Annotated in this window: 15 protein-coding genes; 11 read left to right on the forward strand and 4 right to left on the reverse strand. The window is 45.1% G+C overall.

Annotated features, from left to right (window positions below; genetic code table 11):
• Positions 1-399: 399 nt before the first annotated feature.
• The 9 genes from BLR84_RS01890 (at position 400) to BLR84_RS01930 (ending at position 12,094) form a co-directional block, all read left to right on the forward strand.
• Positions 400-3,783, forward strand: a complete 3,384-nt coding sequence (locus BLR84_RS01890) for a SusC/RagA family TonB-linked outer membrane protein (protein ID WP_218128196.1) — start codon at positions 400-402, stop codon at positions 3,781-3,783.
• A 17-nt stretch (positions 3,784-3,800) separates the two neighbouring features.
• Entirely contained in the window at positions 3,801-5,852 is a 2,052-nt protein-coding gene (locus BLR84_RS01895; RefSeq protein WP_090463533.1) for a RagB/SusD family nutrient uptake outer membrane protein, read from the forward strand.
• A gap of 431 nt (positions 5,853-6,283) precedes the next feature.
• Complete coding sequence (locus BLR84_RS01900) at positions 6,284-6,889, forward strand: ParA family protein (RefSeq protein WP_090463536.1); 606 nt, start codon at positions 6,284-6,286, stop codon at positions 6,887-6,889.
• 166 nt (positions 6,890-7,055) lie between these two features.
• Positions 7,056-7,316: a hypothetical protein gene (locus tag BLR84_RS01905; protein ID WP_143013801.1), complete on the forward strand. Its 261-nt coding sequence runs from the start codon at positions 7,056-7,058 to the stop codon at positions 7,314-7,316.
• 169 nt (positions 7,317-7,485) lie between these two features.
• On the forward strand, positions 7,486-7,896 hold the full coding sequence (locus BLR84_RS01910; protein ID WP_090463542.1) for a plasmid mobilization protein: 411 nt from the start codon (positions 7,486-7,488) through the stop codon (positions 7,894-7,896).
• Complete coding sequence (locus BLR84_RS01915) at positions 7,863-9,113, forward strand: relaxase/mobilization nuclease domain-containing protein (RefSeq protein WP_090463545.1); 1,251 nt, start codon at positions 7,863-7,865, stop codon at positions 9,111-9,113. The genes BLR84_RS01910 and BLR84_RS01915 overlap by 34 nt, the downstream gene beginning before the upstream one ends.
• A gap of 10 nt (positions 9,114-9,123) precedes the next feature.
• A complete protein-coding gene (gene mobC, locus BLR84_RS01920) occupies positions 9,124-11,052 on the forward strand; it encodes a conjugal transfer protein MobC (protein WP_090463548.1) in 1,929 nt (642 codons plus the stop codon).
• Between the two features lie 220 nt (positions 11,053-11,272).
• Positions 11,273-11,722 (forward strand): MauE/DoxX family redox-associated membrane protein, encoded by a 450-nt coding sequence (locus tag BLR84_RS01925; RefSeq protein WP_143013802.1) that lies wholly within the window; start codon positions 11,273-11,275, stop codon positions 11,720-11,722.
• A 75-nt stretch (positions 11,723-11,797) separates the two neighbouring features.
• Positions 11,798-12,094 carry a hypothetical protein gene (locus BLR84_RS01930; protein WP_090463554.1) on the forward strand — a complete coding sequence of 99 codons (297 nt, stop codon included), beginning with the start codon at positions 11,798-11,800 and terminating at the stop codon, positions 12,092-12,094.
• 42 nt (positions 12,095-12,136) lie between these two features.
• On the opposite strand, the gene BLR84_RS01935 is transcribed toward BLR84_RS01930, so the two are convergent.
• From BLR84_RS01935 to BLR84_RS01950, 4 genes are all read right to left on the reverse strand, one after another.
• Positions 12,137-13,486: a TlpA family protein disulfide reductase gene (locus BLR84_RS01935; protein WP_090463556.1), complete on the reverse strand. Its 1,350-nt coding sequence runs from the start codon at positions 13,484-13,486 to the stop codon at positions 12,137-12,139.
• Positions 13,486-14,835, reverse strand: coding sequence for a RagB/SusD family nutrient uptake outer membrane protein (locus tag BLR84_RS01940; protein ID WP_090463559.1), 1,350 nt, complete (start codon positions 14,833-14,835; stop codon positions 13,486-13,488). The genes BLR84_RS01935 and BLR84_RS01940 overlap by 1 nt, the downstream gene beginning before the upstream one ends.
• Positions 14,832-17,783, reverse strand: coding sequence for a SusC/RagA family TonB-linked outer membrane protein (locus tag BLR84_RS01945; protein ID WP_090463562.1), 2,952 nt, complete (start codon positions 17,781-17,783; stop codon positions 14,832-14,834). Before BLR84_RS01945 ends, BLR84_RS01940 begins: the two co-directional genes overlap by 4 nt.
• A gap of 172 nt (positions 17,784-17,955) precedes the next feature.
• Entirely contained in the window at positions 17,956-18,216 is a 261-nt protein-coding gene (locus tag BLR84_RS01950) for a hypothetical protein (RefSeq protein WP_090463564.1), read from the reverse strand.
• A gap of 339 nt (positions 18,217-18,555) precedes the next feature.
• On the opposite strand from BLR84_RS01950, the gene BLR84_RS01955 reads away from it, so the two are divergent.
• Together BLR84_RS01955 and BLR84_RS01965 are read left to right on the forward strand one after the other, a co-directional pair.
• Positions 18,556-18,789 carry a helix-turn-helix domain-containing protein gene (locus BLR84_RS01955; RefSeq protein WP_090463567.1) on the forward strand — a complete coding sequence of 78 codons (234 nt, stop codon included), beginning with the start codon at positions 18,556-18,558 and terminating at the stop codon, positions 18,787-18,789.
• 787 nt (positions 18,790-19,576) lie between these two features.
• Positions 19,577-23,884: an NACHT domain-containing protein gene (locus tag BLR84_RS01965; protein ID WP_090463574.1), complete on the forward strand. Its 4,308-nt coding sequence runs from the start codon at positions 19,577-19,579 to the stop codon at positions 23,882-23,884.
• The last annotated feature ends 60 nt before the right edge of the window (positions 23,885-23,944 follow it).

Below are 23,944 nucleotides of genomic sequence, written 5' to 3' on the forward strand. Positions count from 1 at the left end.
AACCCTGTTGCGGGAGGTATTTATATAGGTTTGTTTTTAACACTACCGATCACCTGGTTTATCAGGGCATCGAAGCTGATCAATAATTATAACCAATTTTAAACTTCCCGGCAACAACCAATAGCCGGCGCCTTAACTTTTTTGCTATGAGAAAAATTTTACTTTTTTTTCCAACAATTATTGCGCGGTGTTTTATTCATGTGCAATCACAACACCCACCTAACCTCTGGTTCCGCTAAAAATGCAGACCGAGAAATACAGCCGTTGCAGCGTAAACATATTGCAAAGGTAACCGGCGCCTCTTTACTGATAAAAAACAGGCAGATTGTTGTTCGCTTTGCCTGCATTGTTTAATTCAGTCCTTCTAATTTATAAACCAAATTATCAAACCAATTAATAATGAATTTACCTGAACAATTACTATCCAATGCCGGGTACGGGCGGCAAAAGATCAGGCTTCTTAACCGAAGCTTAGTGCTCAGCATCTTTTTTTTGCTGGCGATGACTTGCCAGCTGTTTGGCCAGACAGACAAAACAGTGAGCGGTACCGTTAAAGATGAACATGACCGGACATTGCCCGGTGTAAACATAACCCTTAAAGGTACACCAACGGGCACAACTACCGATGCGAATGGCCATTACAACTTAAAAGTTAAAACCGGCCAGGGCATACTGATTTTTTCTTTTATCGGCTATGCCTCCATCGAAGAAAGCATCAACAACCGCACAACCATTAACATATCGCTGGCCGGAAGCCAAAAAGAGCTGAATGAAATTGTGGTTATCGGCTACGGTACGGTTAAAAGGCGCGATTTAACCGGTGCGGTGGCTTCGGTTAGCGGAAAAGACATCGCGGCCACACCGGTTCCTAACATAGCGCAGGCCATGCAGGGTAAGTTGCCGGGGGTAAACATTACCTCGCAGGATGGCCGCCCGGGTGCAGGTGTTAACATCCGTGTACGCGGCGGGACCTCCATATCGCAAAGTAACCAGGCACTGGTACTTATTGATGGTGTACCCGGCAATTTAAATGATATCCCCGGTGACCAGGTAGAAAGTATTGACGTGTTAAAAGACGCCTCATCCGCAGCCATCTATGGTTCACGCGGTGCTAACGGCGTAGTACTTGTTACAACCAAATCGGCAAAAGCGGGCAAAACCAACGTAAGCTATAATGGCTATGTTAAAATTAACAGGCCAAACAAATATTTACAGGCGTTAAACCCTTATGATTACCTGCAATATGTGTGGGCTAACGCGGCCGCAAACGGAAGCGCTTATCAAACACCTTTTGAACAATTATACGGCCTGGGCGCAAATGCCGGCAGCAATTCCGGTGGAATAGAGAGTTACCGGAACCTTGCAACAGATGATATCCAAAAACAAGCTTACAAACAATCGGTATCATGGAACCATGCCCTTACCATAACAGGCGGCACTGATAAAACAAAAGTACTGTTCTCCGCCACTTACAGTGATGATGAGGGTATGAAACTGCAATCATATCAGCGCCGGGCAACAGCAGCGTTTAAACTTACCCAAAAAATATTTGATAATGTTACGTTTGACATTAACACCCGCTATGCCAATACGCCAACACTTGGCGATGAAGGTGTTACCAGCGGCAGCGGGTCAATATTATCTTCTGCCTATCGCTTTCGCCCTATTGCCACCAACCATATTTTAGGCGGCTTGTCTGCATTAACAGCAAGCAACAATATATCGCAATACGGTAAAAATGCTTTATGGGATAGCTATAGTCCTGTAGCACGTATCAGTGACTACGACCCACTTAGTCTTTCCTCAAACTTTGTGGGGATAGCGTCATTGAACTGGGTGATCATTAAAGGCTTAACCTACCATACCGATTTTAGCGGAAACGGCACCTGGACACAGCGTAAATACTGGTCTGGCGCTACTTATAATGGCTATATCGATGATGCAACCGGTAATAAATTGTATGCCGGTAATGCCGACTATCGCAAAAACGACAGCTGGGGCCTGCGCTGGGCAAACACATTGGGCTATGAGTTTAATATTAATAAGGATAATAAAATCAGTTTATTGGCAGGTACGGAATTCTTCAATTCGGGAGGTACCGGTATTTCTATACAGGCAAATTACTTTCCGTCAAACTTTACCGAGCAAACAGCTTTTGCCCAGATCAACCAATACGACAGGACAAAAAACTCATTCGCATTTTCATCCAGCGTAAATACCCCCGACCGTCTTAATTCATACTTTGCCCGTGCCATGTATAACTTCATGGACAAGTATTTATTGACACTCACATTCCGTGCCGACGGTTCTTCCAGGTTTGCGGGAAATAACCGCTGGGGATATTTCCCGGGCGGCGCGTTTGCATGGAGGATATCGCAGGAACCCTTCATGAAAAATGTTAACTGGGTGGATAACTGGAAACTTCGCGCTTCTTTCGGTGCCGTTGGTAATAATAATATCCCTACGGGACTTAACACACAATCATGGGGTTCTGTGACTGATCCAAGAAACCAGTACGACATTAACCACACTACCCTTGCCGCGTATTCATTAAGCAACCCTAACGTTTTATCTAATCCAAATTTGAAATGGGAAACTACCATTACCCGCGATATTGGAACGGATTTTAGTTTGTTTGGTGATAAGTTATCGGGTACCGTTGATGTATATTGGAATACCACTAAAGACGTACTTACCCAAACTACCATACCCGGTGTTACGGGCTTTACTTACACATATGCCAATATCGGGCAAATAAGTAACCGGGGCGTAGAACTGTCGCTTTTAGGTACCGTATTCAAAAACCAAAATTGGAGGGTTACTGCAGGCGGTAACATTACTTTCAATAAAAACAAGGTAGACAAGCTTGCCGATAACGTGACCGGGCTCTACGGTTCAAGTTGGGCAGGCAGCGCAACTTACCCGGCATCTGATTACCAGCTTGTAGTGGGCCGGCCTGTTGGTCTGGTACGCGGCTTAACTTATGATGGCTTTTACACCCCAAATGATTTCACCTACAACAATGGCTTGTATACGCTAAAAACCGGTGTGCCCGATCTTACAAGCGTTTCGGGCGGCGTAGCCCACGGACTTGCCACCGGAACAGATCGTCCGACCGGCCAAATCGCTTATCCAGGCCTGCCTAAGTATAAAGACTTGAATAACGACGGCAAAATAGACGATAAAGACCTTTCTGTTATTGGCAATACCACTCCGAAGTTTACAGGCGGCTTCAATATTAGTGTCGCGTATAAAAATATCGACCTGGGGCTAAACTTCAATTACAGCGTCGGTAACGATATTTATAATGCCAATAAACTGGCGTCGTTATATGGCCCTAAAGAAGGAGGCGTTTACGAAAACAAACTGGCTATCATGGCTAACGCTTACAAAATTTACAATGTTGTAAACGGACAGCTTGTTCGGTTACAAACGCCTGAGGAGTTTAATGCGGCAAACGCAAATGCCGATTTGCCTTTGGCTAACAGCGAAACGGGAGTTACCTCAACACTGGGCATTGAAAAAGGTTCCTTCCTTCGCCTTAACACGCTTACTTTAGGGTATACTGTCCCTAAATCAGCGCTGAAAAAAGTTGGCATTGGAAGCCTGCGTGTATACGGCAGCGTTTATAACCTGCTTACCATTACCGGGTACAGCGGGCTCGACCCGGAAGTAGGCGTTAATGACAATGCCAATAGTTCGCCTTATCCAACCACTGGCTACGATTTTGGGTCCTATCCCCGTGCACGGTCATTTGTTGTAGGAGTAAACCTTAATTTCTAACAACTTAAACGCAAAACATGAAAACATATATAAAATATATAGCCGCAGTTTCCTTGTGTCTATCTTTTACCCAGTGTAAAAAAAGTTATCTGGATGTAACATCGCCATCCACTGTGGATGATAATTTCGTTACCACAACAACTTCTGAAACATTCAAATCACTTTCCTGGTGCTATTCCAACTACCGTCAAAATTGTATTATGGGCGTTTACCGCTGGAATGATCCCGTTGGATCGGACGCGGAATATTACCCTGAAGACGGATCAACAAATAATCTGAATGCCATTGGCCGTTCCGATCAGTTAGGGGTTGACGCGGTTGCAACCGGGTTTAACTCACTTTATCAAACGCTTGCCCTGGCCAGCAGGTTAGCCAACGTCATAGCCGGCAAAGACGCTTACAAAGCTGATGTTGCCGCCGGTAAAACCACCGATTGGACACAACTATATGGTGAAGCGATAACCATGAGAGCGTTCTGTTATTTTCAATTAACACTGCATTTTGGCGATGTGCCGTACGGTTATGAAAATACAAGTGTCAGTGATTATTCATTAACCTCACGCTTTGATATTTACGATAGCTTGATTGATGGCCTCAAAAAGGCAGAGCCGCTGATGTACAGCATAGGTCAGGGCAATATCAACCAGGAGCGTATGTCGCGCACATTTTGCGATGCTTTGATTGGTCAGATAGCGCTTTTTGCCGGTGGATATCAAACCATACGTACTGATGTAAGCGGACTGTACGGAAGCGTTACCTTTACCAAAAAAGGCACCGAGGCCAACAAATGCGTATACGCCCGCCGTACTGATTACCTCACCTATTATCAAACAGCAAAAACCTACCTGCAGAAAGCTATTGACAACAAAGGCACAGCTGGTTTGATCACTACCGACAGCAGGGGCGCTAACGTCAACAACCCGTTCCAGCGCCACTTCCAATATTTTAATGATTTAACGGTGAGCCCCGAATCAATATTTGAAATAGGCAACATACAAGGCGGTACGCTGACAACCACCAGCGAATACCCATATGCTTTTGGCCGTCCGTCTGATGGGGGATCATCTGTAGGTGCACCCACAAAAACTTTCGGTGCACTGCGTATTATTCCTACTGTTTATTATGGTGAGTATGAAAATGCAGATCACCGCAGGGATGCCAGCGCCACGGTTACTGCAAGCAATGGTGACGGAAATGAAAAGATGATAGCCTTCACGCCGGGCAGTAAAAGCCTGGGAGGTATAGCCACCAATAAATGGGACGATAACCGTATGGCTACTCCAAATGTAGCCTCTCAGCGGGCATCGGGTATAAACTGGCCTATTTTAAGAATGGCCGACGTTATATTAATGCTGGCCGAAGTTAAAGCTGAATTGGGGGAAAATGATGCTGTTACCTTGGTTAACCAGATAAGGCAGCGGGCTTTTGGCAATGCGCAGCACAACATTAATCTTGCTGGTCAGGCATTAAAAGATGCCATATTGGAGGAGCGTAAACTTGAGCTGCTTGGCGAAGGGACGCGCCGCTGGGACCTGATCCGTTCGGGTACTTATGCCGAAAGGGCCATTGCAGTTCAACAGGAAATGGCAGCTACCATTAACGATATAAAAACCCTTGGATACCATCACTTTGCCAATGGCAATGATTTTCCGGCTTATATATGGATCAAGAGGGTTGCATTAACTAATCCGCTAACTTATGATTGCGCGGCAACAGATACCCTGACTAACCCGGCTGCCTATCCGGCGTGGAGAGGGCAGTACAATTATAGTGCAAATGCCACTGTTGCCAGTAAGGTAGTTGGTACAACCCACAACGTAGCCATACAGGGCTTGTTCCGCTATATTGATCCTGCCGGTACAGAAGCGGCTGCTTTACAGGCTGATGGTTATGCCAAAACTAACTGGGGAGTTGATTTGGCCAAGGCTGTTACCGTGTACCAAAGAAACATTCTTTCGGGCATAACATCAGCCGGTGACCCACCACGAGTTTATTGGCCCATTCCATCTGAAACGATCAGCAAATCCAAAGGTAAGGTAACCAATGGCTATGGATTAGCACAGCAATAGTTATCGGTTTCGGCGATTGATACGTCTTTGTATAATGTAATCATTGAGCTGTATCTGTAAAAGAAAGCGGGCTGTGTAAAAATGAAGTGCACTCCAAAAGTTAGACGAACTTAATTTAATTATTCATAAGGTGAGCTCGGTATTTTACCGGGCTCATTCCTTTTAGAACGCCCGATGGACCAGGAAGTATATGAGGTTAAAAGTCCGTGTAGCGCTTTTGGTTTTTAGGCTAAAAGCAACGATGAAACATTGCAGATCTTCGGGTTCTTTGACGCTCAGTACGACGGATCTGGTAATTGTTGCTTGCACAAAAATACGTATCCGACTCGGATAATCTCGGAGCGATTGCCCCTTGTCGTTTCTCATCTTTGTCGAACAAATATTCACAACTGCATTTGAACAAATGTGCATTTGCAGCAAAATGAAAGATTATGGCAAAGATCATCACATTGGCACATCAAAAAGGAGGAGTCGGCAAAAGTACGCTGGCACTGAACCTAGCATTATGCTTCAAAGATCAATTAAGTGTGGCCCTGATTGATTCGGATTTGCAGGGAAGCATTTATCATCTCAAAGAAGATTTTCCGGAACTGGATATTCTGGCTCCGGAAAAAATAAGCGAGCTTTCGAAGCTGGACTATGATCTGATCGTAGTAGACACGCCGCCTTATTTATCCAATCGTTTAAACGAATTATTTACCCATTCTGATTATGTTCTGGTTCCGACCAAAGCTGGTTTTTTTGATGTCATGGCTATTAAATCTACTTTGGCATTGGTTAGATTTTCCCAGGCACAGAATCAAAAGCTAAAAGCTGGCATCGTCCTGAATATGATCAAGCCGCGATCCGGGATAACTACAGAAGTGGTCGGGTTATTGAGTACGCTGGGTACTCCGCTATTAAAAGCACGCGTTTTTGATAGGGTGAGTTTGGCACGGTCATCAATGACGTCCGGCATTCTAAAAAGTACCGATGAAAAGGCCATCCAAGAAATCACCGCCCTTGCAGAAGAAATCGTCGATTTGATCAGTGTATAAATCTAATTTCTAATATTTGTTCAATTGTTCATTTGAATAAACCTTCAATTGTCGCGATGTTGATTTGTTTAAATGTTCATTTGTCGGTGTCTCCAAATGGAGAAGTGTTCAAATGTTCATTTCTGCATTTATAGCATTTTACAAATGTTCATTAATTGTAACTCCCATGGATGATTATAAAAGAAAATTAGGGTCTCTTGCGGAAAAGATAAAAAAAGAAACACCTCAAACACCTATTCAGCAAGTACTGCCTGTAAAGCCTATGCTAGCATCTACTACGGATTTGGCAGAGGTCCGTTTCAATAATTGGATCCCGAGAGATCTTAAAAGGAAAATAAAAGCATACGGAGTTCAACACGATATAACGCAAAAGGGTATTACGATACGAGCTTTGCAGGATTTCCTTAAAAATAATGGACAAAATTAATAATATGATAGATGGTGCTTGTGGTAATGGATGATGGGATCAAACCGCTGTCTTTTTGCGGTTAGCAAGATGTAAGTTTGTGTCACAAACTAATCTTGCCCTCCCTTCCGGAGTCAGTCCGGGGACATGATCAAACGCTTCAAAGTCGGTTTGATTAGAAATTAGAATCATGAATAAGCAGGAAGAAAATCGGGTCAGGTGGCTGAACATCCGCTTAAAATTGGATGAATATAAAGGCTTAGAAAAAAAGTTCAGCAAGACATCATTTCAAACCATGAGCGAATATCACCGGGCTTTGCTGCTGGGTGATCCGGTGACGGTTATCCACCGGGACAGATCGATGGATGATGTACTGGAGGAGCTGGCTTTGCTCCGGCGGGAACTGAATTTTGTAGGTAATAATTTAAACCAGGCGGTCAGGAATATCAACAGTGTGCATGGGTTTCCGGATACCAGGTTATGGATGGATCTCTTAACACTTATCAAGGGAAAGCTGGAGCCATCGATCACGGAGATCAAAGAAGGAATGAATAAATACACCGATCTATGGTCGCAAAAATTAAAAGCGGAAAAAGCCTGACGGGCGCTTTAAACTATAATGAGCACAAAGTCAGAGCGGGTAAGGCGGAATTGATAGGGACTAACGGCTATACCAAAATCGACAATGCGCTATCCTTTCATGACAAGCTCTTTAGGCTGACCGACCTGGCCGGCAGGAACCTGCGGACCAAAACCAATACGGTGCACCTGTCCCTGAATTTCCATCCCGGCGAATGCATAGAAAACGATAGGCTGGCGGCTATTGCTCATGCGTATATGACCCGGATCGGGTTCGAATACCAGCCTTACCTGGTCTACAAACATAACGATGCGGGACACCCGCACATACATGTGGTGACAACCAACATACAGGCAGATGGCAAGCGCATCAATCTGAATAATATCGGGCTGTTAAAATCTGAACCGGCCAGGAAAGCGGTTGAAATGGAGTTTGGCTTAGTTAAGGCAAGTGATCAAAAAAGGGTGCTTGACCACGTGGGTGATGTAACGGTCAGGCCGGCGGAGTATGGTAAATCTGATACGAAGCGATCGATCACGAACGTCGTGAATGAGGTGGTCAGGTCTTATAGGTTTACCAGCTTGTCCGAGTTAAACGCCATTCTGCATTTGTATAAGGTGACTGCAGGTAGGGGTTCCAAAGAATCAGTGATGTTTAAAAATGGAGGACTGAATTACTGGATCACCGATACAAGGGGGAAAAAGGTTGGCGTACCTATTAAAGCGAGTAGTATCTATCAAAAGCCCACGTTGAAATTATTGGAGGGCAGGTTTAAGCTGAATGAATATTTACGAAAGCCATTGAAAGAAAAACTAAAGGCGAAGATTGATCAGGCGATAGCACACGCAAGCTCATTGAAGCAGTTTGAAAGTGAGCTCCAAAGGGCCGGTATAAGCCTGGTCATCAGGGAAAACAGCGAGGGCAGGATATATGGCTTAAGCTATGTCGACCAGTTGAACAAAGTGGTATTTAACGGGAGCGATCTTGGAAAGGCCTATAGCGCTGCGGGGGTAATGAATGCTTTATCCTATAAAACGGCTGAAAGCAGATTTGTAGCTACCGCCAGGGTTTTCGAAAAGGTTGACATGGAATCGCCGGGCGATCCATCGATATGGACCGGGTCTGCCGGGCGGGGTTTGCTGGATGAGTTATTAATGCCCTACGAAACCAATCAATCGGAGCCGAATCAATTGGAGCTGACAAAAAGGAAGAAAAAACGCAGGAAATTAAATCTCTAAGCTTACGCATATGCAAACAGGAGAAAATGAACAGGCGCTCAGAAAAATCATTGATCTGATCAGGTTTACCGGAATTCTGATATTGATCCTGCATTTCTATTTCAGTTGTTATGGCGTGTTTTACGAATTACACCTATCGCTTCCTATTGTCGACCAGATATTGGCACACTTCTATCGTTTGCCGGTTTTTAAAAGCGCTCTGCTCGCTAAATCGGTTGCCATCGGCTTTGTGATCATTTCATTGATCGGCACCAAAGGAAAGAAGGCGGAAAATTTTAAACTTTTGAATGCCTTAACCTGGTCCGGCTTAGGTTTGGCCTTGTACTATGCCAGCGGCATTTTATTTAAACTCCGGGTGTCGTACTTAGTGATAACTGCGCTCTATATTTCGGTGACGCTAACCGGATTTTTGCTTTTTTTAACCGGCATAAGCATATTGTTCCGGATACTCCATGTGAATTTGAACGAGGACATTTTCAATCGGGAAAATGAAACTTTTCCGCAGGAGGAACGAAAACTCGAAAATGAATATGCTGTCAATCTTCCGGCCCGGTATAATTTTAAAGGTAAAATCAGGAACAGCTGGATCAATATCATCAATCCGTTCCGGGGCACCCTGGTGATGGGTAGCCCCGGCGCGGGCAAGTCCTATTTTGTTATCCGTCACATTATCACGCAGCATATCAAAAAAGGATTCAGCATGCTGATCTATGATTTTAAGTTCGACGACCTGTCGGTTATCGCTTATAATGCGCTGTTAAAATACGCGGGTAATTATAAAGTAAAACCCAGTATCTGGTTTATCGATTTCGACAATATCAAACATCGCTGTAATCCCCTGGAACCTGCAAGCATGGGCGATATCACCGACGCGATGGAGTCCTCGCGGACATTTATGCTGGGGCTAAACCGGGAATGGATCAGGAAACAGGGAGATTTCTTTGTGGAATCACCGATCAACTTTGTGACCGCGCTGATCTGGTTTTTAAAAAAGTACCAGGATGGCAAGTATTGCACCTTGCCACATGCGATAGAACTGGCGCAGGTGGATTATAAATATCTCTTTGCCCTATTAAAGATGGAGCCTGAAATAGAGGTGCTGATCAACCCCTTTATTTCCGCCTGGCAGAATGAGGCCTATGATCAGTTGGAGGGCCAGGTGGCCAGCGCGAAGATCAGCATGGCCCGGTTAGTCTCACCGGCCCTGTATTATGTGTTGTCAGGTAATGATTTTACCCTGGACCTGAATAACCCCGATGATCCGAAAATTATTTGCTTGGGTAACAATCCCTTAAAGCAGCAGGTGTACGGAGCGGTTTTGAGTTTGTATATGTCACGTACCATTAAGGTCGTCAATCAAAAAAACAAATTGAAATGCAACCTGGTCGTGGACGAGTTTCCGACGATTTACTTTAATAACATGGACAGCGTGATCGCTACGGCCCGTTCGAATAAAGTGGCAACCACATTGGCCCTGCAGGATTACAGCCAGTTAAAAAAAGACTACGGCCGGGAACAGGCGGAAGTGATCATGAACATTGTAGGGAATATCATATCCGGACAGGTTACAGGAGATACGGCAAAGCAGCTCAGTGAGCGTTTTGGCAAAATCATGCAGGAACGTCAGAGTGTCACGATTAATAGCCAGGATACCTCCGTCAGCAAATCAACACAATTGGATTTCGCGGTGCCGGCATCGAAAATAGCGACCCTGTCTTCCGGGGAATTTGTCGGGTTGGTAGCGGATGACCCGGACAATAAAATTAATTTGAAGGTTTTTCACAACGAGATCATCAACGACCATGAGGCCATCAGGGAAGAGGAAAAAGCTTATAAACCATTACCCAGGGTGAGACGGATCGATAACGAGATGATTTTCGCGAATTACCTTGCGATCAAAAAAGATATTGAGCAGATCATCAGCCGGGAACTGTCCTGAAAGTAGTTTTGCGTAAATAATTTAAAACATGGGGGGATAAGGGGTTGTAATATAAATAAGGTTTTTTTACATCTTTTTGGGTGTTTCGCAGTTTAAACGAGATCTGGTTGAACAGGAAATAGCCGTATTAAGCCAAAATTAACTTCCGATTTGTTACAACCCTTTTCTCCCTGTTTTACCCTTTGATTATGTTGTTAATTTGGATAACCAAATCATAGCCATGAAAAAGGATGTCTTGTCAGAAATTGGTGTCGCCCTGCTGATCTTATTATTTACCTATACCGCGGTCAGTAAGTTTTTAGATCATTATCGTTTTGTATTCCAGATGCGCCTGGCTCCCTTGCCGCTCATGAAATCCCTTGCCCCGGTATTGGGCTGGCTAATGCCGGCCATGGAAAGCCTGACCGTGCTCGGACTGCTGATCCCGGTATACCGGCTGAAGGCGCTTTATGCGTCGGTTATCCTGTTGTGCAGTTTTGAGATCTATATTACCGGGATGTTATTGTCCGGGTTGGAATTGCCCTGTACCTGCGGTGGCATCATATCCCGCATGAGCTGGGGCCAGCACCTGGTATTTAACGCGGTATTTATCGGGATCGGTTTCATGGCTATTTCCTGTCTTCGAAGATCCTCCGGTCGTTTAGACAATAAACGAACGGCCACGTCATAAGAACTTTCACGCGCGTAAGCAGGTGGTACCGTTGCCTGTGACTAACGGTGTAATCAATGATTTAATACAATAACCATGAAAAAAGTAAGATCGGGCTTAATCGCCCTCGCATTGACCATTGGGGTTGCTGCGGCTTTTGCGAACAGTTCGGACGCGAAAGCAGGAAAACTGGTAAACTTCAACTGGCAGACCGTAGATGCCAGCGGTAACCAGGTAAAGGTAGCCGATGGAGGTATTTACGACCCTAACCGCTCACTGGCCGAAGCCAAGGCTGATTACGGGTGTGCCGGTTTGGCTGCCACCTGCGCCTCTACGGTTCCGGCTCAGGATGTAGATCCTACGCCATCGGCTCTTTACATCAGGCATAATTAATGTGCTAAAGGAAGCTGCCTGACGCAGCTTCCTTAATTTTTGTTATTCGTTTTCTGATATCACGAAAACGGGAATAATCCGTTTTCCTGCCTCCAGGGAAAAGCCAAGGGGATTAATCACAGCGTTGATCTGCTCTGGTGTAAGTCCCTTTTTGATCTGGACGTTCACGTTGAAGATTTTGCTCAAAGATATCCCGGACTCATTGATGATTGTTCCGTAGCCGATGCGGTGATTTAAGAGCTCCGTCAATTGCTGGATATTTATTGGCTGGTAATTGCTTGATTTATTTGCGTTGTCAGGTAAGGTATTTGCCTGGCCTTGTGAACTTTGGTTTGCTGGCTGCCTGGCCAGCTTAAGTACATAACAGTCCATGTTTCGCCGCTCGTACCGTCCGTTTATATTCAGGTACCGGTTGAGGTCGGCTATCATGTATTTTTGCAAAATGGTGTCTGCCACCCGGTAGGGTAATTTCAGGTCGTAACAATAAGAATTGGCATCAGCCCAGGCGCTGAAGCTCGTATAGGAAGAGTTTCGGAAACTGATCGGAGCTAACTGGGGGAGCATATATTTCAGAGAGTCTTTAACCTCGAAGATCAGCCGGCTGTAATTTTGCGCGCTGTACCAGTGACCGATAACAGCGTTCCAGTAAAGGTCCCGGATCGTCAGGTTACCCATAAAGATCCGGTTAAATTTCCGGGGTTCCTTCGCGTCGTTGCCCAGGAAAGCGTCAAAAGATAGCATTCCTTTAACTGCACGGGTAAATATGGAGCGGCTCTGGAAGCTGGTGTCCATGATATGGAATGGTTCAGTAATACTGGACGTGCCCAGGTTCATTTTGTCCTGCTTGATACTTGCCGCTATCGGTCGGTTACTCAGCGCATTCCTGATATTGGAACTGGTGACATCCGTGCCCTCGGAGATCATGGTCACTTTCCCGGTTTGGTCGATCCAGACGATATGTGGTAAAAGCTTGTGCGGGAACAGCCGCCGGGTCAGGATCGAATCGCTGGTCAGGGTCAGGTAAGCTTTGGAATTTAAGTCGGGTCGTCTTTTGAATAGCCTGTCGATCTTCTGGTAACTTTCATAACCTACGGCCACGATCTGCAATTGGTCCCCGAACTCTTTTTTGAGCTCAATTAACCGGGGCATTTCCTCCAGGCAGCCGGCACACCAGGTGCCCCAGAAATCCAATAGCAACAGTTTGTTCCGGTAGAGTTCGCTCAGCTTGACTTTTTTCAGGGTGTCCCCGTAAAAGCCGCGAAGGGTAATGTCGGGTACATGCTCCCCTATATGAATTTCCTGGGTTCCTTTTTCCTGGCTCCGGACTTCGGAGCACGATCCTGCCGCTAACAACAAGAGCAGGGTGATCTTTAAATAATAGAAGGTTTTCATTAGTATCCTGGATTTTGAGTAAGATTTGGATCATTCAGTATTTCGGCTTGCGGTATAGGGAAGAGCGCCGATGATGGCTTCCACAAGGGCTTAATTGGTGACAAGACCTGATCGATGGTTTGATACCTTTTCAGGTCAATGAAGCGGTTGCCGCCTTCGTTGAAAAGCTCGGCCTGCCGTTCCTGCCGGATGGCGGTCAGCAACTCATCAGCGGTAGTCGCCGTTGTTGCGGGCAAACCCGCTCTTTGCCGGATGGTATTCAGGTCTGCTCTGGCGCCGGAGAGGTCCTGTTGTCGCAGCCTGGATTCTCCTCTGATCAAATACAGCTCCGCCAGCCGGATATAGGTGCTGTATTCCGCCAGCGGGCCTGTAGTCGGGTTACGTTGTTTATACGTATAGGGATAATAATACTGTAGGCCGGAAACGGTTACGGAATTGACCCAGCTTGTCCTGCGTTTGTCTCCTGTTTCGAAGGAAGCCAGCAACTGCGGCGACACCTGATAGACGGGAATCCCCGATGACGGGACCGAGTTTAAGGTGGATGCTCCCGTGGAATTCCATAATTGGAGAATAGCTTCGGCGTTATTCGCGGTGAAGACCTGATTCAGGTTGCTCAGCAGGTTGTATTGCCCCGAGCTAATGACCTGGTCCGCCTGTGCTCCGGCATGGACGTAATCGTTATTGAACAGGTAGGCCTTGGCCAGCAGGGCAGCGGCCGCCCATCGGTTGGCCTGGATCTTTTCCCCGCCAAAAGGATAGGCGGCGGGCAATAATCGCTGACCTTCGGTCAGGTCGAGGATGACCCGGGTCATCACCGCTTTTGCGGGCGACCGGGCGGCTTTGGCGTTTTGGGTGACGGCGGTGGTCAGTACCAGCGGGACATCCCCGTAGATATTGACCAGCTGGTAATAACAGTAGGCCCGGACAAATCTCGCCTCACCCATGCACGTGTTTTTCAGCGTCGGTGGCAGGCTTTTCACCGGCTGAATGCCTTCAAGCAAAGCGTTGGCTTTATAGATCGTAGCATACAGGTTTTGCCAGATGCTCAGCACCGCGGTATTGCCGGTGGTTAGCGATCCATTGGTAAACTCGGTGGACACGGAACTGACGGTCGTCGTTTTCAATTCGTCTGTATAAGTGCCGATATACCGGATAAAGTTGGCATCCACCGTACCGAACAGGGTATAGAGGTTGGCGGTAGCCGCGACCGCGGAACTGCTGTCGCCGAATACTTTGTCAGGCGTCAGCTGGTTAGGGGGAAGATCGGTACTGGCCATCTTCCTGCACCCGGTGCAGGTGAAGATAAGCAGCGCGGGCAATAGCAGCCCGTATTTCAGGATATTTTTCATAGTGTTGTTTTTAGACCGAAAATGATGCTTTTCAATGGAGCCACGCCTCCGCTTCCTCCGCTGATCTCGGGATCAAAGCGCTGTTTGTTGGCGATCACCCAGAGGTTTTGGCCGTTAATATATAATTGGAGGTCTTTCAGGCCCAGGCGTTTTAGCAGGGCGGCCTTGGGTGTATAGGAAATGGCCAGGTTCTTTAGCCTGCCGTAGGAGGCGTCCGGTAACTGGGTGGAGTTGTATTGGGAGGAAACGATATTCACGGAGGCGCGGGGGATATCGGTGACATCACCGGGCTTTTGCCACCTGTTCAGCACGAACAAGGGGTCGTTATAGGGATAGGCTCCTAACAGTGGCTGATAACCCAGGTAACGCCTTTTCACGAACTCCATGGTTACGTCAAGCGCGAATCCTTTATAGGAAAAGGAATTGGTCCAGCCACCGAATAGATCCGGACTGGTCTTGCCTAATACCACGAGGTCCGCGGGTGTGGTGATCTTACCGTCGTTATTAATGTCGGCGAATTGCGCGATACCGGTTTGCGGATCGACCCCTAACAGCTTCAGTCCTTTTTTGACACTCAGGTCCTGGCCGACGATATAGGTGTTGGCATAGCTGGACCCTTCGATATTTGGAAAGCTTTGAAGCTTGTTTTTGGGCAGGGTCAGGTTGATCGTGCTGGTCCAGTTCAATCCCTTGCCGCTTAGGGCTTGTACTTTCAGGTCGAGCTCCAACCCGGTATTTTGGATCACTGCCGGGAAGTTGGCCTGGTAGGACGCGAATCCTGCGAGATAGGGGATCTTATAAGCGATCAGCTGTTTACTGCTGTTATGCCGGTACCAGGCCGTAGTGAACAGGATCCGGTCATGGATAAATCCCAGCTCCAGCGCTGCTTCGAGCTTGCGGGTGGTTTCCCAGCTGTAATCCGGGTTGGCGACCCGGGCCGGTGACAGGGTCGACGTGCCCCCGTAAACGGTTCCGGCATTATAACTGGATATATACTGGTAGTCACTGATCTGGTCATTCCCGGTCGTACCATAGCTGCCCCGGAGTTTTCCGTAGCTCAAAAAGGGGAGGCTTCTTTTGATCCCATTTTCTTCCGTGAATATCCAGGCTCCACCGATCGCGTAAAAATTGCCGAATTGCTTACCCGGTCCAAAGCGGCTGGAGCCGTCCCGCCGGAAGTTGAGATCGAGCAGGTATTTTTTTTTCCGGTTATAATTTACCCGCCCAAAGACCGAAACATATTTATACAGGGAGTAGGTGTTAATCTGGTTGACGATGGTGTTAGCGGCTCCGAGGTTACCCAGCAGGGCGGGGTTGCTGACCCCGTCGCCCTCCAGGGTGTATCCGGTATTCTCTACATGTTGGAAAGTGCCGGCGATCAGGGCGGTCAGCACATCCCCGGAAATCTCTTTCCGGTAATTGAGTTGTGGTTCCAGGATATAACGCTGGGAAACACTGTTGGAGAAATAGGCGGTAGGCAAGGGGTCAAAGGAGGGGTCCTGGGAATCCTGAGGCAGGGTGGCCACCTGGTCTAATGCGTAACGGTTATAACCCAGGCTGATCTTGGCATCCATTCCCGGGAACAGCTTGTAGCCTAACGAGGTGCTGACATTGATATAATCTGTATTGCTGCGCTGTTTTTGTTCCAGCGCCGCTACCGGGTTACTGATGTCCCAGTTATAGCTCCCGTCCGGGTTGCGGACCAGGAAATTGGGGGGAATGGAAAAAGCGCCGCTGTTGATGGCGGAATAAAGGGTGTGGTTGTTGTCTTTATTATAGTTGACGGACAGGGTGAGGTTGAACCGCTGATCATTACTGCTATGGTTGAAATTGAAATAACCGCCGCCCTTTTTATAGTTTTCATCACCGGGCAGGATGGTCCCCTCATTCCGGTAATTCAGGCTGAACAGGTATTGGTTATTCTCGTTACCGCCGGCGATACTGGTCTGCAGCGTGGTAACCTGTGCGGTTTTGCCATAAAAATAACGCTGCCAGTCGGTTGACTTCGTCGTATCCCATTTAAGCAGGTCGGGCGCTGTGTTCACATCTGGGATGACGCCATCATTGGCAAAAGCCTCCCGCCGGAGTTTCAGGTAATAGGGCAATCCTAATACAGGGTTTATCCGGCTGATCTTGCTGATGCCATGGGTGAGGTCCACCGTGACCCGGTCCCCGCCTTTTTTTCCTTTTTTGGTGGTGATCAGCACCACGCCGTTAGCGGCCCTTGATCCGTAGATCGCCGTAGCGTCCGCGTCTTTTAAAATATCGATGCTTTCGATATCGTCGGGGTTGATGATACTTAGGGGGCTGATGATGCCGTTAGCGCCATTCAGCGCTCCGCTTCCATAGGGTGAGGTTGACAGGAATGGAACACCATCTACGATGAACAGCGGGTCTGTACCGGAGGCCAGCGAGCCCTGGCCGCGGATTTGTACTTTGATGCCTCCTCCCGGCAAGCCGTTCGTCGTTTGTACCAGGACGCCGGAAGCACGGCCTTGTAATGCCGCTAATGGATTGCTGACCGGCTGGTTTTCGATCTCTTTGGCGGATATGGACGCGACGCTCCCCGTATTGAATCTTTTCGTGGTTGTTCCGTACCCGATGACCTGCACTTCATTGAGGGCGCTGAGGTCTGGTGTCAGTTGTATGGACAGGGGTGCTGTCCTGGTATGCTCAAAGGGAATACTGGCTTTTTGGAAGCCGATAAAACTGACAGTAAGTGTTCCGCTCTTGACGGTTACAAACAGCTTAAAGGTACCATCGGCGCTGGTAATGGCCGGTACCCGGGTACCCTGTAGCAGCACGGTAGCGCCGGGCAGGGGCTTGCCCTGTTCGTCGGTTACTTTACCGGTCAGGGTCTGGGAAAACTGGGGGCTGAGTTCCTGTGCGGGCAGCTTAAAAAAAAGGCAAAGCGTGGCCAGCACCATAAAAAATATCGTTTTTTTCATGTGTGTTTGGGGTTGTTTAAAAAATCGGGAAGAAATGCCCGTTCGGGCATGGATGGGATAGGTCAATAACGGCAGCCGGAAGCTTAACTATTAACTGATCGGACTGCCGTTATCGTTACTGGTCATTCCGGCGGGCAAATGACAAGTAACCATTGGTTCATGTGAATCGTGGTCATTTGTCGGCTCCTTTCTGCATTTCTTTGTGGTAGTTATACAGGGCAAGGGCCAGGTCGGGGAGCTTGTCCATGAAGTCGCCTAACTCTTCCGGCGTTAAGGTGTGCAGTTCTTTGCCTCTGCCGGTGGTACCGAAGGCAAACCATTTGAACAGCTCACTTTTTAGCGCGGGAGAATCAATGCCGGCAAAGATCCGCTCTAACGCTTCTTCAGCGCTGAGTAACTGGATCCGGTTGATTGATTTGAGTTTTGCGTCCATCCCTGTATATCGTTAAAGAAGGGTTTCTGCTGCTTTGCCGGAGCAAAAGAAGGCGTGGAACCCGACTTATTGCTCTGGAGGTACTGGTATACCGGGAAACAAATAAGTGAGCCCACGCCTATAGCGTAGGCATTCCACTTATCGACTCGTTTCCATTAAATTACCAGTTTCCCAGAGCGAGTTTTAAGTGCGAATGCTTCTATTTATCTATGAAGAATCGCAAAAATAATTAAAGTATTCACATCTAATCGATGCTTAAAACACTAAAGTAAGTAATTTTTTCCAAATGGTACATAACTATGTACCATTTATTTTACAAAGTAGAATGATATTTCGCTGATGCCAATTAGTGAAAATGATTTACGATTACGCTTAGGGGAGAAAATCGAAGAATTAAGGTCTTCGAAGAATCTTGGCGTTCGTGAATTTGCGTTAATTGCAGAAATCGAGCATCACCAATTGATAAATATTGAAAAGGGAAGAGTCGATTTACGGCTTAAAACGCTCAGAAAAATAGCTATTGGTTTAGACATCGAAGTACAGGAGCTTTTTAATTTTAAGAAAATTTCCTGATTTTTTTGGCGTTGCCTTTGGCCCAGGCTTTTCGTTACAAGTCCTCGCTTCGCTGTGGGCTTTTTACTGCAATCCTTAACGCGAGTATGGTCATATAGGCTATTTATGGTGGCCATAAGGAGGGATAAGGCACAGCAGAAACAGCAATATTCCACCCATTATCAAGAGATTTGCAAAAATAACCCCGAGCCATTCTATAAATCTGATGAGTCTCATTTGCTCATAAGATTTAAAGCCTTCAAGTCCTGTAATGCTTCTCCTGTAAAATCTTCTTCTGCCGATCCAATATTTAAATATGGCAAGACCCTTCATACCTGCGTTTGTAACAAGAATTGACGAGATGATTTGTTGCTGTTTCATGGCAAAAGGTTATATGCATATTTAACAAAATAAATATTTGTTGGTTTGTGCTTTTGAATTACAAGCTTGTGAACTCTTAACTACAATACCTAACTCGTTGTTAAAGGCTTATTAAATTTAAGGCATTGTGAAAAAAATCAGATAGCATCGACTCTGAATTTATAACTTTCTCATGCTTGAAATCCTATTCGATGGGTTTGTTCTACTACCTTTGATTAGATCAATAACCAACTCAATCTTGAATGTTTTATAATAGCATTATTTATGGTCGTATTTTTAAACTTATTAGTAAATGAATAATCTCAAATTTAATATGGATGTAAAATCTTATTTTAAGTATTTATTTTAATCTGTAGCTTTTATTACTGAGAGACTTACCTACTCGTATTCTTAGTCGTTTAAAGTAATTGAACTCAACCTTATTATTATGCCAAATCAGTATCAAGAACTAAACCAGAGAGATTACCAAACTGATTACGAAGATTTTGGCATCAGGCCACCCGCTAAATATAATTTTGATCGCTTACCTTTTGGTGACCTGTCTCCCCGCAGGTTTGAACAACTTTGCTTAAAATATTGTTACAAAAACTATGGAATGGAACTATGTACTCTGTACGGATATCCTGGCCAAAAACAGTATGGGCTTGATATCTTGGTGCGCACCGATGACGAAAAATACATCCTTTATCAGTGCAAAAGGGTCGAACAGTTCACAGGAGATGACCTCATAAAAGCTATAAACGTTTTCAGCGACGTAAAAAGCCAGCAAAAATGGTTTGCCAAGACTGCCGAATTCGTTTTGTTTTCTTCTAATGAACTCATTGATACTTCCTTCGTTGATACGCTGGAAGAACAAAGGAAACTGCTGGAAGCAGAAGGAATAAAACTTTCAAAATTAGGCAGCAACGAGATTTCTGAGGAAATTAAAAACGATGTTGATATTATATATGAGTTTTTTGGAGAGCTGTGGGTAAAAGCATTTGTAAAAAGAGAAGTTTATGAACCATATTTCGCCAGCCTGATTAGATTGCCTGAAAAAAAAGTTTACGGCCAAGTTCGTGACTATATTCCTAGAAAATTAACTAATCCCGAACGACCAACGAAAAAATATGGATATACCTATTATGATTCACAGCTATTAGCAGATCACATCAGTGATTGTCATGCGGAAAATAGGCCCGCCAGAGTAATTATTCGCTCGGATGCAGGGTTGGGAAAGAGCAAAGAGCTGGATTACCTAGCCTTTCATTACAGTACGACCAGCCGACTTTTTCCTATTATTGTCCGGTTAAAATTATATCGAGGCGACTTGGACAAGTTAATCAGCGCATTCTATGAATTTTGGCTACAGGTACCCAAACAAAGATTGTTGCTGTTATTCGATGGTCTCGATGAAATTCCTAATAATCTCCTTGAGAATTTTATAGGACAATTTAATTTTCTATTACAAAACTATGCTCCGGCCAATATCGTTACCACTGCTCGAAGCAGCTTTTCATTAAAGTCTATAGGAGACGGTGCAGATGAAATGAGCCGTCTTAAACCGCAATACCTTAAACCGTTAGATCAATATGATATTGCCAAGTATTATCAGGATCGGGGGCTTTCGGTTGCCAGCATAAAAAAATTCGACGATCTGTGTAAAAAGACCCGGTTGATGGATCTGCTGAACAATCCTTTCTATCTAAAAAATCTGGTGGATTTATTTGAACATCCCTCGTTATCTTTTCCGAAAGACCGCGCAGAAGCCATCAGTCAGATTATCGAACTAAAGCTGGAGGAGGACAAAATAAAATATCCATTTATGTTGCCAACAGCAGACTACCTGCTATTTGCGAAGAAGCTTGCGGTTTACCTGACACTCACCGGCCGAAATTCAATCGTCGAGGGACAGCTCAAAGAATTAACAATGCTGAGAGCAGGAGATATTCGTTATTGCTCACTATTAAGCTGTGAAGAGAATGATAAGGCGTTATCCATTTATTTTGAACATAATAATTTCCAGGAATATTTGACTGCCAGTTACCTGGATAGCCTCGATTGGGGCCGATTACAGCGATTACTGTTTCATGAACCTGTATTTCTCATCCTAAAACCGCGCCTGGTGAACACTGCGAATTACCTTTTCACCATAATGGAAAAGACGAACGACAAATACTCAAGATTTTTTCATACCCTTAAAGAGCATAATCCGGAATTACTATTGAGGTTTGAGAAAGATAAAATTGAGTTAGAAACCCGACTAGTAATTTTCAAACATTTGATCTTTCAAGGAAAAAAAGAAGGGTTATATTATTTGCGTGGTTCTTACGAGGTTCAGGATCTCTTGGCATTTGTTGATCACACTCCTGAAGCTCTGAGCTTTCTGTTCTCTGAACTTCAGGACGCTAACTGCACACCTGTTCATCAAAGATGTTTACTGGATATTTTACTCAATTTTCAAACCGAAAACATAACTGGCGGTAACCGGCAGCTACTTCGGAAGGAGCTACGGCATATCGTACAGTCAGATGAAACTCCGGCCATTCACGACATGGCAATTGATGTCATGACTAAGCATCTGTTTTTGGATCTTGCCGATATCCGTTTTTGCGTACGAAAATGTCCAAACGCAGATAATAAAATGGTTCGGGAAGCCACATTAAAGATGATCAAAACTGCGGCGGCAGAAGAATATTTTAACTATATCCTTGAGAGTGCCTCGATAATATTTCCAAAGGAATCAAATAGTTCAACTGTGTTAGGAAATGACTTTCTGGAAATTGTTCTCGCTTTTATTAATCCCCAAAGAGCGGTCACTTGGCTGAAATTTGCAATAAAAAATATTGAACAGCTGAGCATCATTTTGGACTCCATTTACGATCTGTCAGAACGCCAAACTATTCAAAAAATTAATGAAAAGCTGGCCGACCTATATTTAGTGACTGGAGATCAAACGATCCTGAATGAATATACGGCGTTCATTGCTGCTATCCATGCTAATCTTTCAGAGGGCAACAAGTGGGGTAACCTAGCATTATTTTTCATTAAGACGAACACCAGGGAAATCGCTTTGTTTTCATTATTGCGGGGGGAAGACAGTGTATTGTACCGTAGTTCAATTGGGGCAGATTTAGTCGACAATAACCTAATTGACCAACTCATAGCGCAGGTTCAGAGCGGTCAGATTGAAAAGGATGCACTGCGAATGACACGTATTTTCCTTGATCATTTCGATCGAAGGGATTGTTTTAAATATCTTGATGAAAAGATAGCGATAGCCTATCCTGACTTCTTTCAGCCAGTAACCAAATCTGCGTTTAATTGGGTCGAAATAAACCGACAGCGCACAGAAAGAGATTTCGAACTCCTTAAAAGCAAGAAAACATTCGTTGATGAAGCGAAAAGAATTTATAAGGAAGTAGCTCGGTTAAATGATTTTGACGAGGATTGGTTTATGCTTGAACGCAGCGAAAAAACAGAGATCAAAAGTATCGTGACTAATAATATCATTTTTCGAATGATCGAAAGTCAAAAACTGAACGGGTTTGACACGTTTATGCAATGGATCAACGAATGGAACTGGGATTATTATGTGTTTACACAAATGACAGCTTACGGTGTTGAGCAGAAAAAAGAATTACCCCAATATTGGCTAGACTGGCTGCAGTCTTACGTTAACAAGGTGATGTTAAGGAAAGTAGATTTTAAAAAGTCGCTTAAAAAAACGCCGGATGGTAGGTATGTTGGCACCTACGGCGCACGCCATCTTCGCTCCTTATTTATGCAAGGTCTAATCCAGCTGCCGCAAGTAGTTCTTTTTGATATGGTTTCATTCGATGCGAGCGGCTTTGTACAATTGACCCCAATGCCGGTTAATAGGGAATACCTCTTCCAAAGGATCCTGGAAAAGGTTGATGACGTCAGTTTATTCAAAAAAAGGATATTGATGAACCTAACGAAAAGGTTCCCTGAAACCAGAGTTCTGGAAACCCATTGTAGTATCTGCATCGTTTTGCAAATCACTGAATCGATTCCTTTGCTGATTGATCATTTGCAAAAGAAATCCACCCCTAACGATGTCAAAGACTCCTTGGTGACAACCTTGGTGGCACTCGGAGCCAGTCCTGAAATATTAGCCAGTGAACTAAAGCAGGTAAAGTTTATTACGGAGGATTGGCAATGGGGGCTTTTCAAACCTGTATTTAATGCAATCCTTAACGGAAAAAATATATGGGATAAACACGCCTGTCTCAAACTTGCCGAGAGGTCTGCTAATAAGCATCAGATCGAAAGTCGTTTGAAATGGCGTTTAATTAAAGCATCTCTTAAACTTGGGTCAACAAGAGCCGCAACTAATTTCTTTAAATACCTAAGCAGTAATAAAAGCTGGAGTGATTACGCCGATATTGATGCCAAAGATTTCGAAGCCATAGGTTCTTTCAATCCTAAAGAGATGATCAGGCGATGTATCAAAATACTTGGCCCATCGGTGCTTAAACATAGACAAGATGGGCCAAATTTGAGCGAACGGTTCGTCACTCAATTAATCAGACAACTGGCTGTAAAGCATTACGATTTAATGCTTTTTTCTCTCCAGTGTTATGAAGCCATGATCGAGGAACTCACCAAGCAAAATCCCGACCTAGTTTATTTACGATGGTATGAAAAGGACCTGGTTACCGATTATTACATCAAGGCCACAACATTTGAAAATGAACAGGAAGTATTAAATATGATTGATATGCTGCATTGAGATCCTTATTGTATGCCGCTATAAATTTTAGTCCGGTTTAAACCTTGTTTATGTACAATA

Source organism: Mucilaginibacter sp. OK268 (genome assembly GCF_900103125.1).
Classification (GTDB): Bacteria; Bacteroidota; Bacteroidia; order Sphingobacteriales; family Sphingobacteriaceae; genus Mucilaginibacter.

Excerpts from the sequence above, each read along its gene's own strand:
- BLR84_RS01895 (WP_090463533.1), top strand. The coding sequence starts at position 3,801 with ATGAAAACATATATAAAATATATAGCCGCAGTTTCCTTGTGTCTATCT.
- BLR84_RS01950 (WP_090463564.1), bottom strand. The coding sequence starts at position 18,216 with ATGGACGCAAAACTCAAATCAATCAACCGGATCCAGTTACTCAGCGCT.
- BLR84_RS01940 (WP_090463559.1), bottom strand. The coding sequence starts at position 14,835 with ATGAAAAATATCCTGAAATACGGGCTGCTATTGCCCGCGCTGCTTATC.
- BLR84_RS01905 (WP_143013801.1), top strand. The coding sequence starts at position 7,056 with ATGGATGATTATAAAAGAAAATTAGGGTCTCTTGCGGAAAAGATAAAA.
- BLR84_RS01945 (WP_090463562.1), bottom strand. The coding sequence starts at position 17,783 with ATGAAAAAAACGATATTTTTTATGGTGCTGGCCACGCTTTGCCTTTTT.
- BLR84_RS01890 (WP_218128196.1), top strand. The coding sequence starts at position 400 with ATGAATTTACCTGAACAATTACTATCCAATGCCGGGTACGGGCGGCAA.
- BLR84_RS01900 (WP_090463536.1), top strand. The coding sequence starts at position 6,284 with ATGGCAAAGATCATCACATTGGCACATCAAAAAGGAGGAGTCGGCAAA.
- mobC (WP_090463548.1), top strand. The coding sequence starts at position 9,124 with ATGCAAACAGGAGAAAATGAACAGGCGCTCAGAAAAATCATTGATCTG.
- BLR84_RS01910 (WP_090463542.1), top strand. The coding sequence starts at position 7,486 with ATGAATAAGCAGGAAGAAAATCGGGTCAGGTGGCTGAACATCCGCTTA.
- BLR84_RS01965 (WP_090463574.1), top strand. The coding sequence starts at position 19,577 with ATGCCAAATCAGTATCAAGAACTAAACCAGAGAGATTACCAAACTGAT.
- BLR84_RS01915 (WP_090463545.1), top strand. The coding sequence starts at position 7,863 with ATGGTCGCAAAAATTAAAAGCGGAAAAAGCCTGACGGGCGCTTTAAAC.
- BLR84_RS01935 (WP_090463556.1), bottom strand. The coding sequence starts at position 13,486 with ATGAAAACCTTCTATTATTTAAAGATCACCCTGCTCTTGTTGTTAGCG.
- BLR84_RS01955 (WP_090463567.1), top strand. The coding sequence starts at position 18,556 with ATGCCAATTAGTGAAAATGATTTACGATTACGCTTAGGGGAGAAAATC.
- BLR84_RS01930 (WP_090463554.1), top strand. The coding sequence starts at position 11,798 with ATGAAAAAAGTAAGATCGGGCTTAATCGCCCTCGCATTGACCATTGGG.
- BLR84_RS01925 (WP_143013802.1), top strand. The coding sequence starts at position 11,273 with ATGAAAAAGGATGTCTTGTCAGAAATTGGTGTCGCCCTGCTGATCTTA.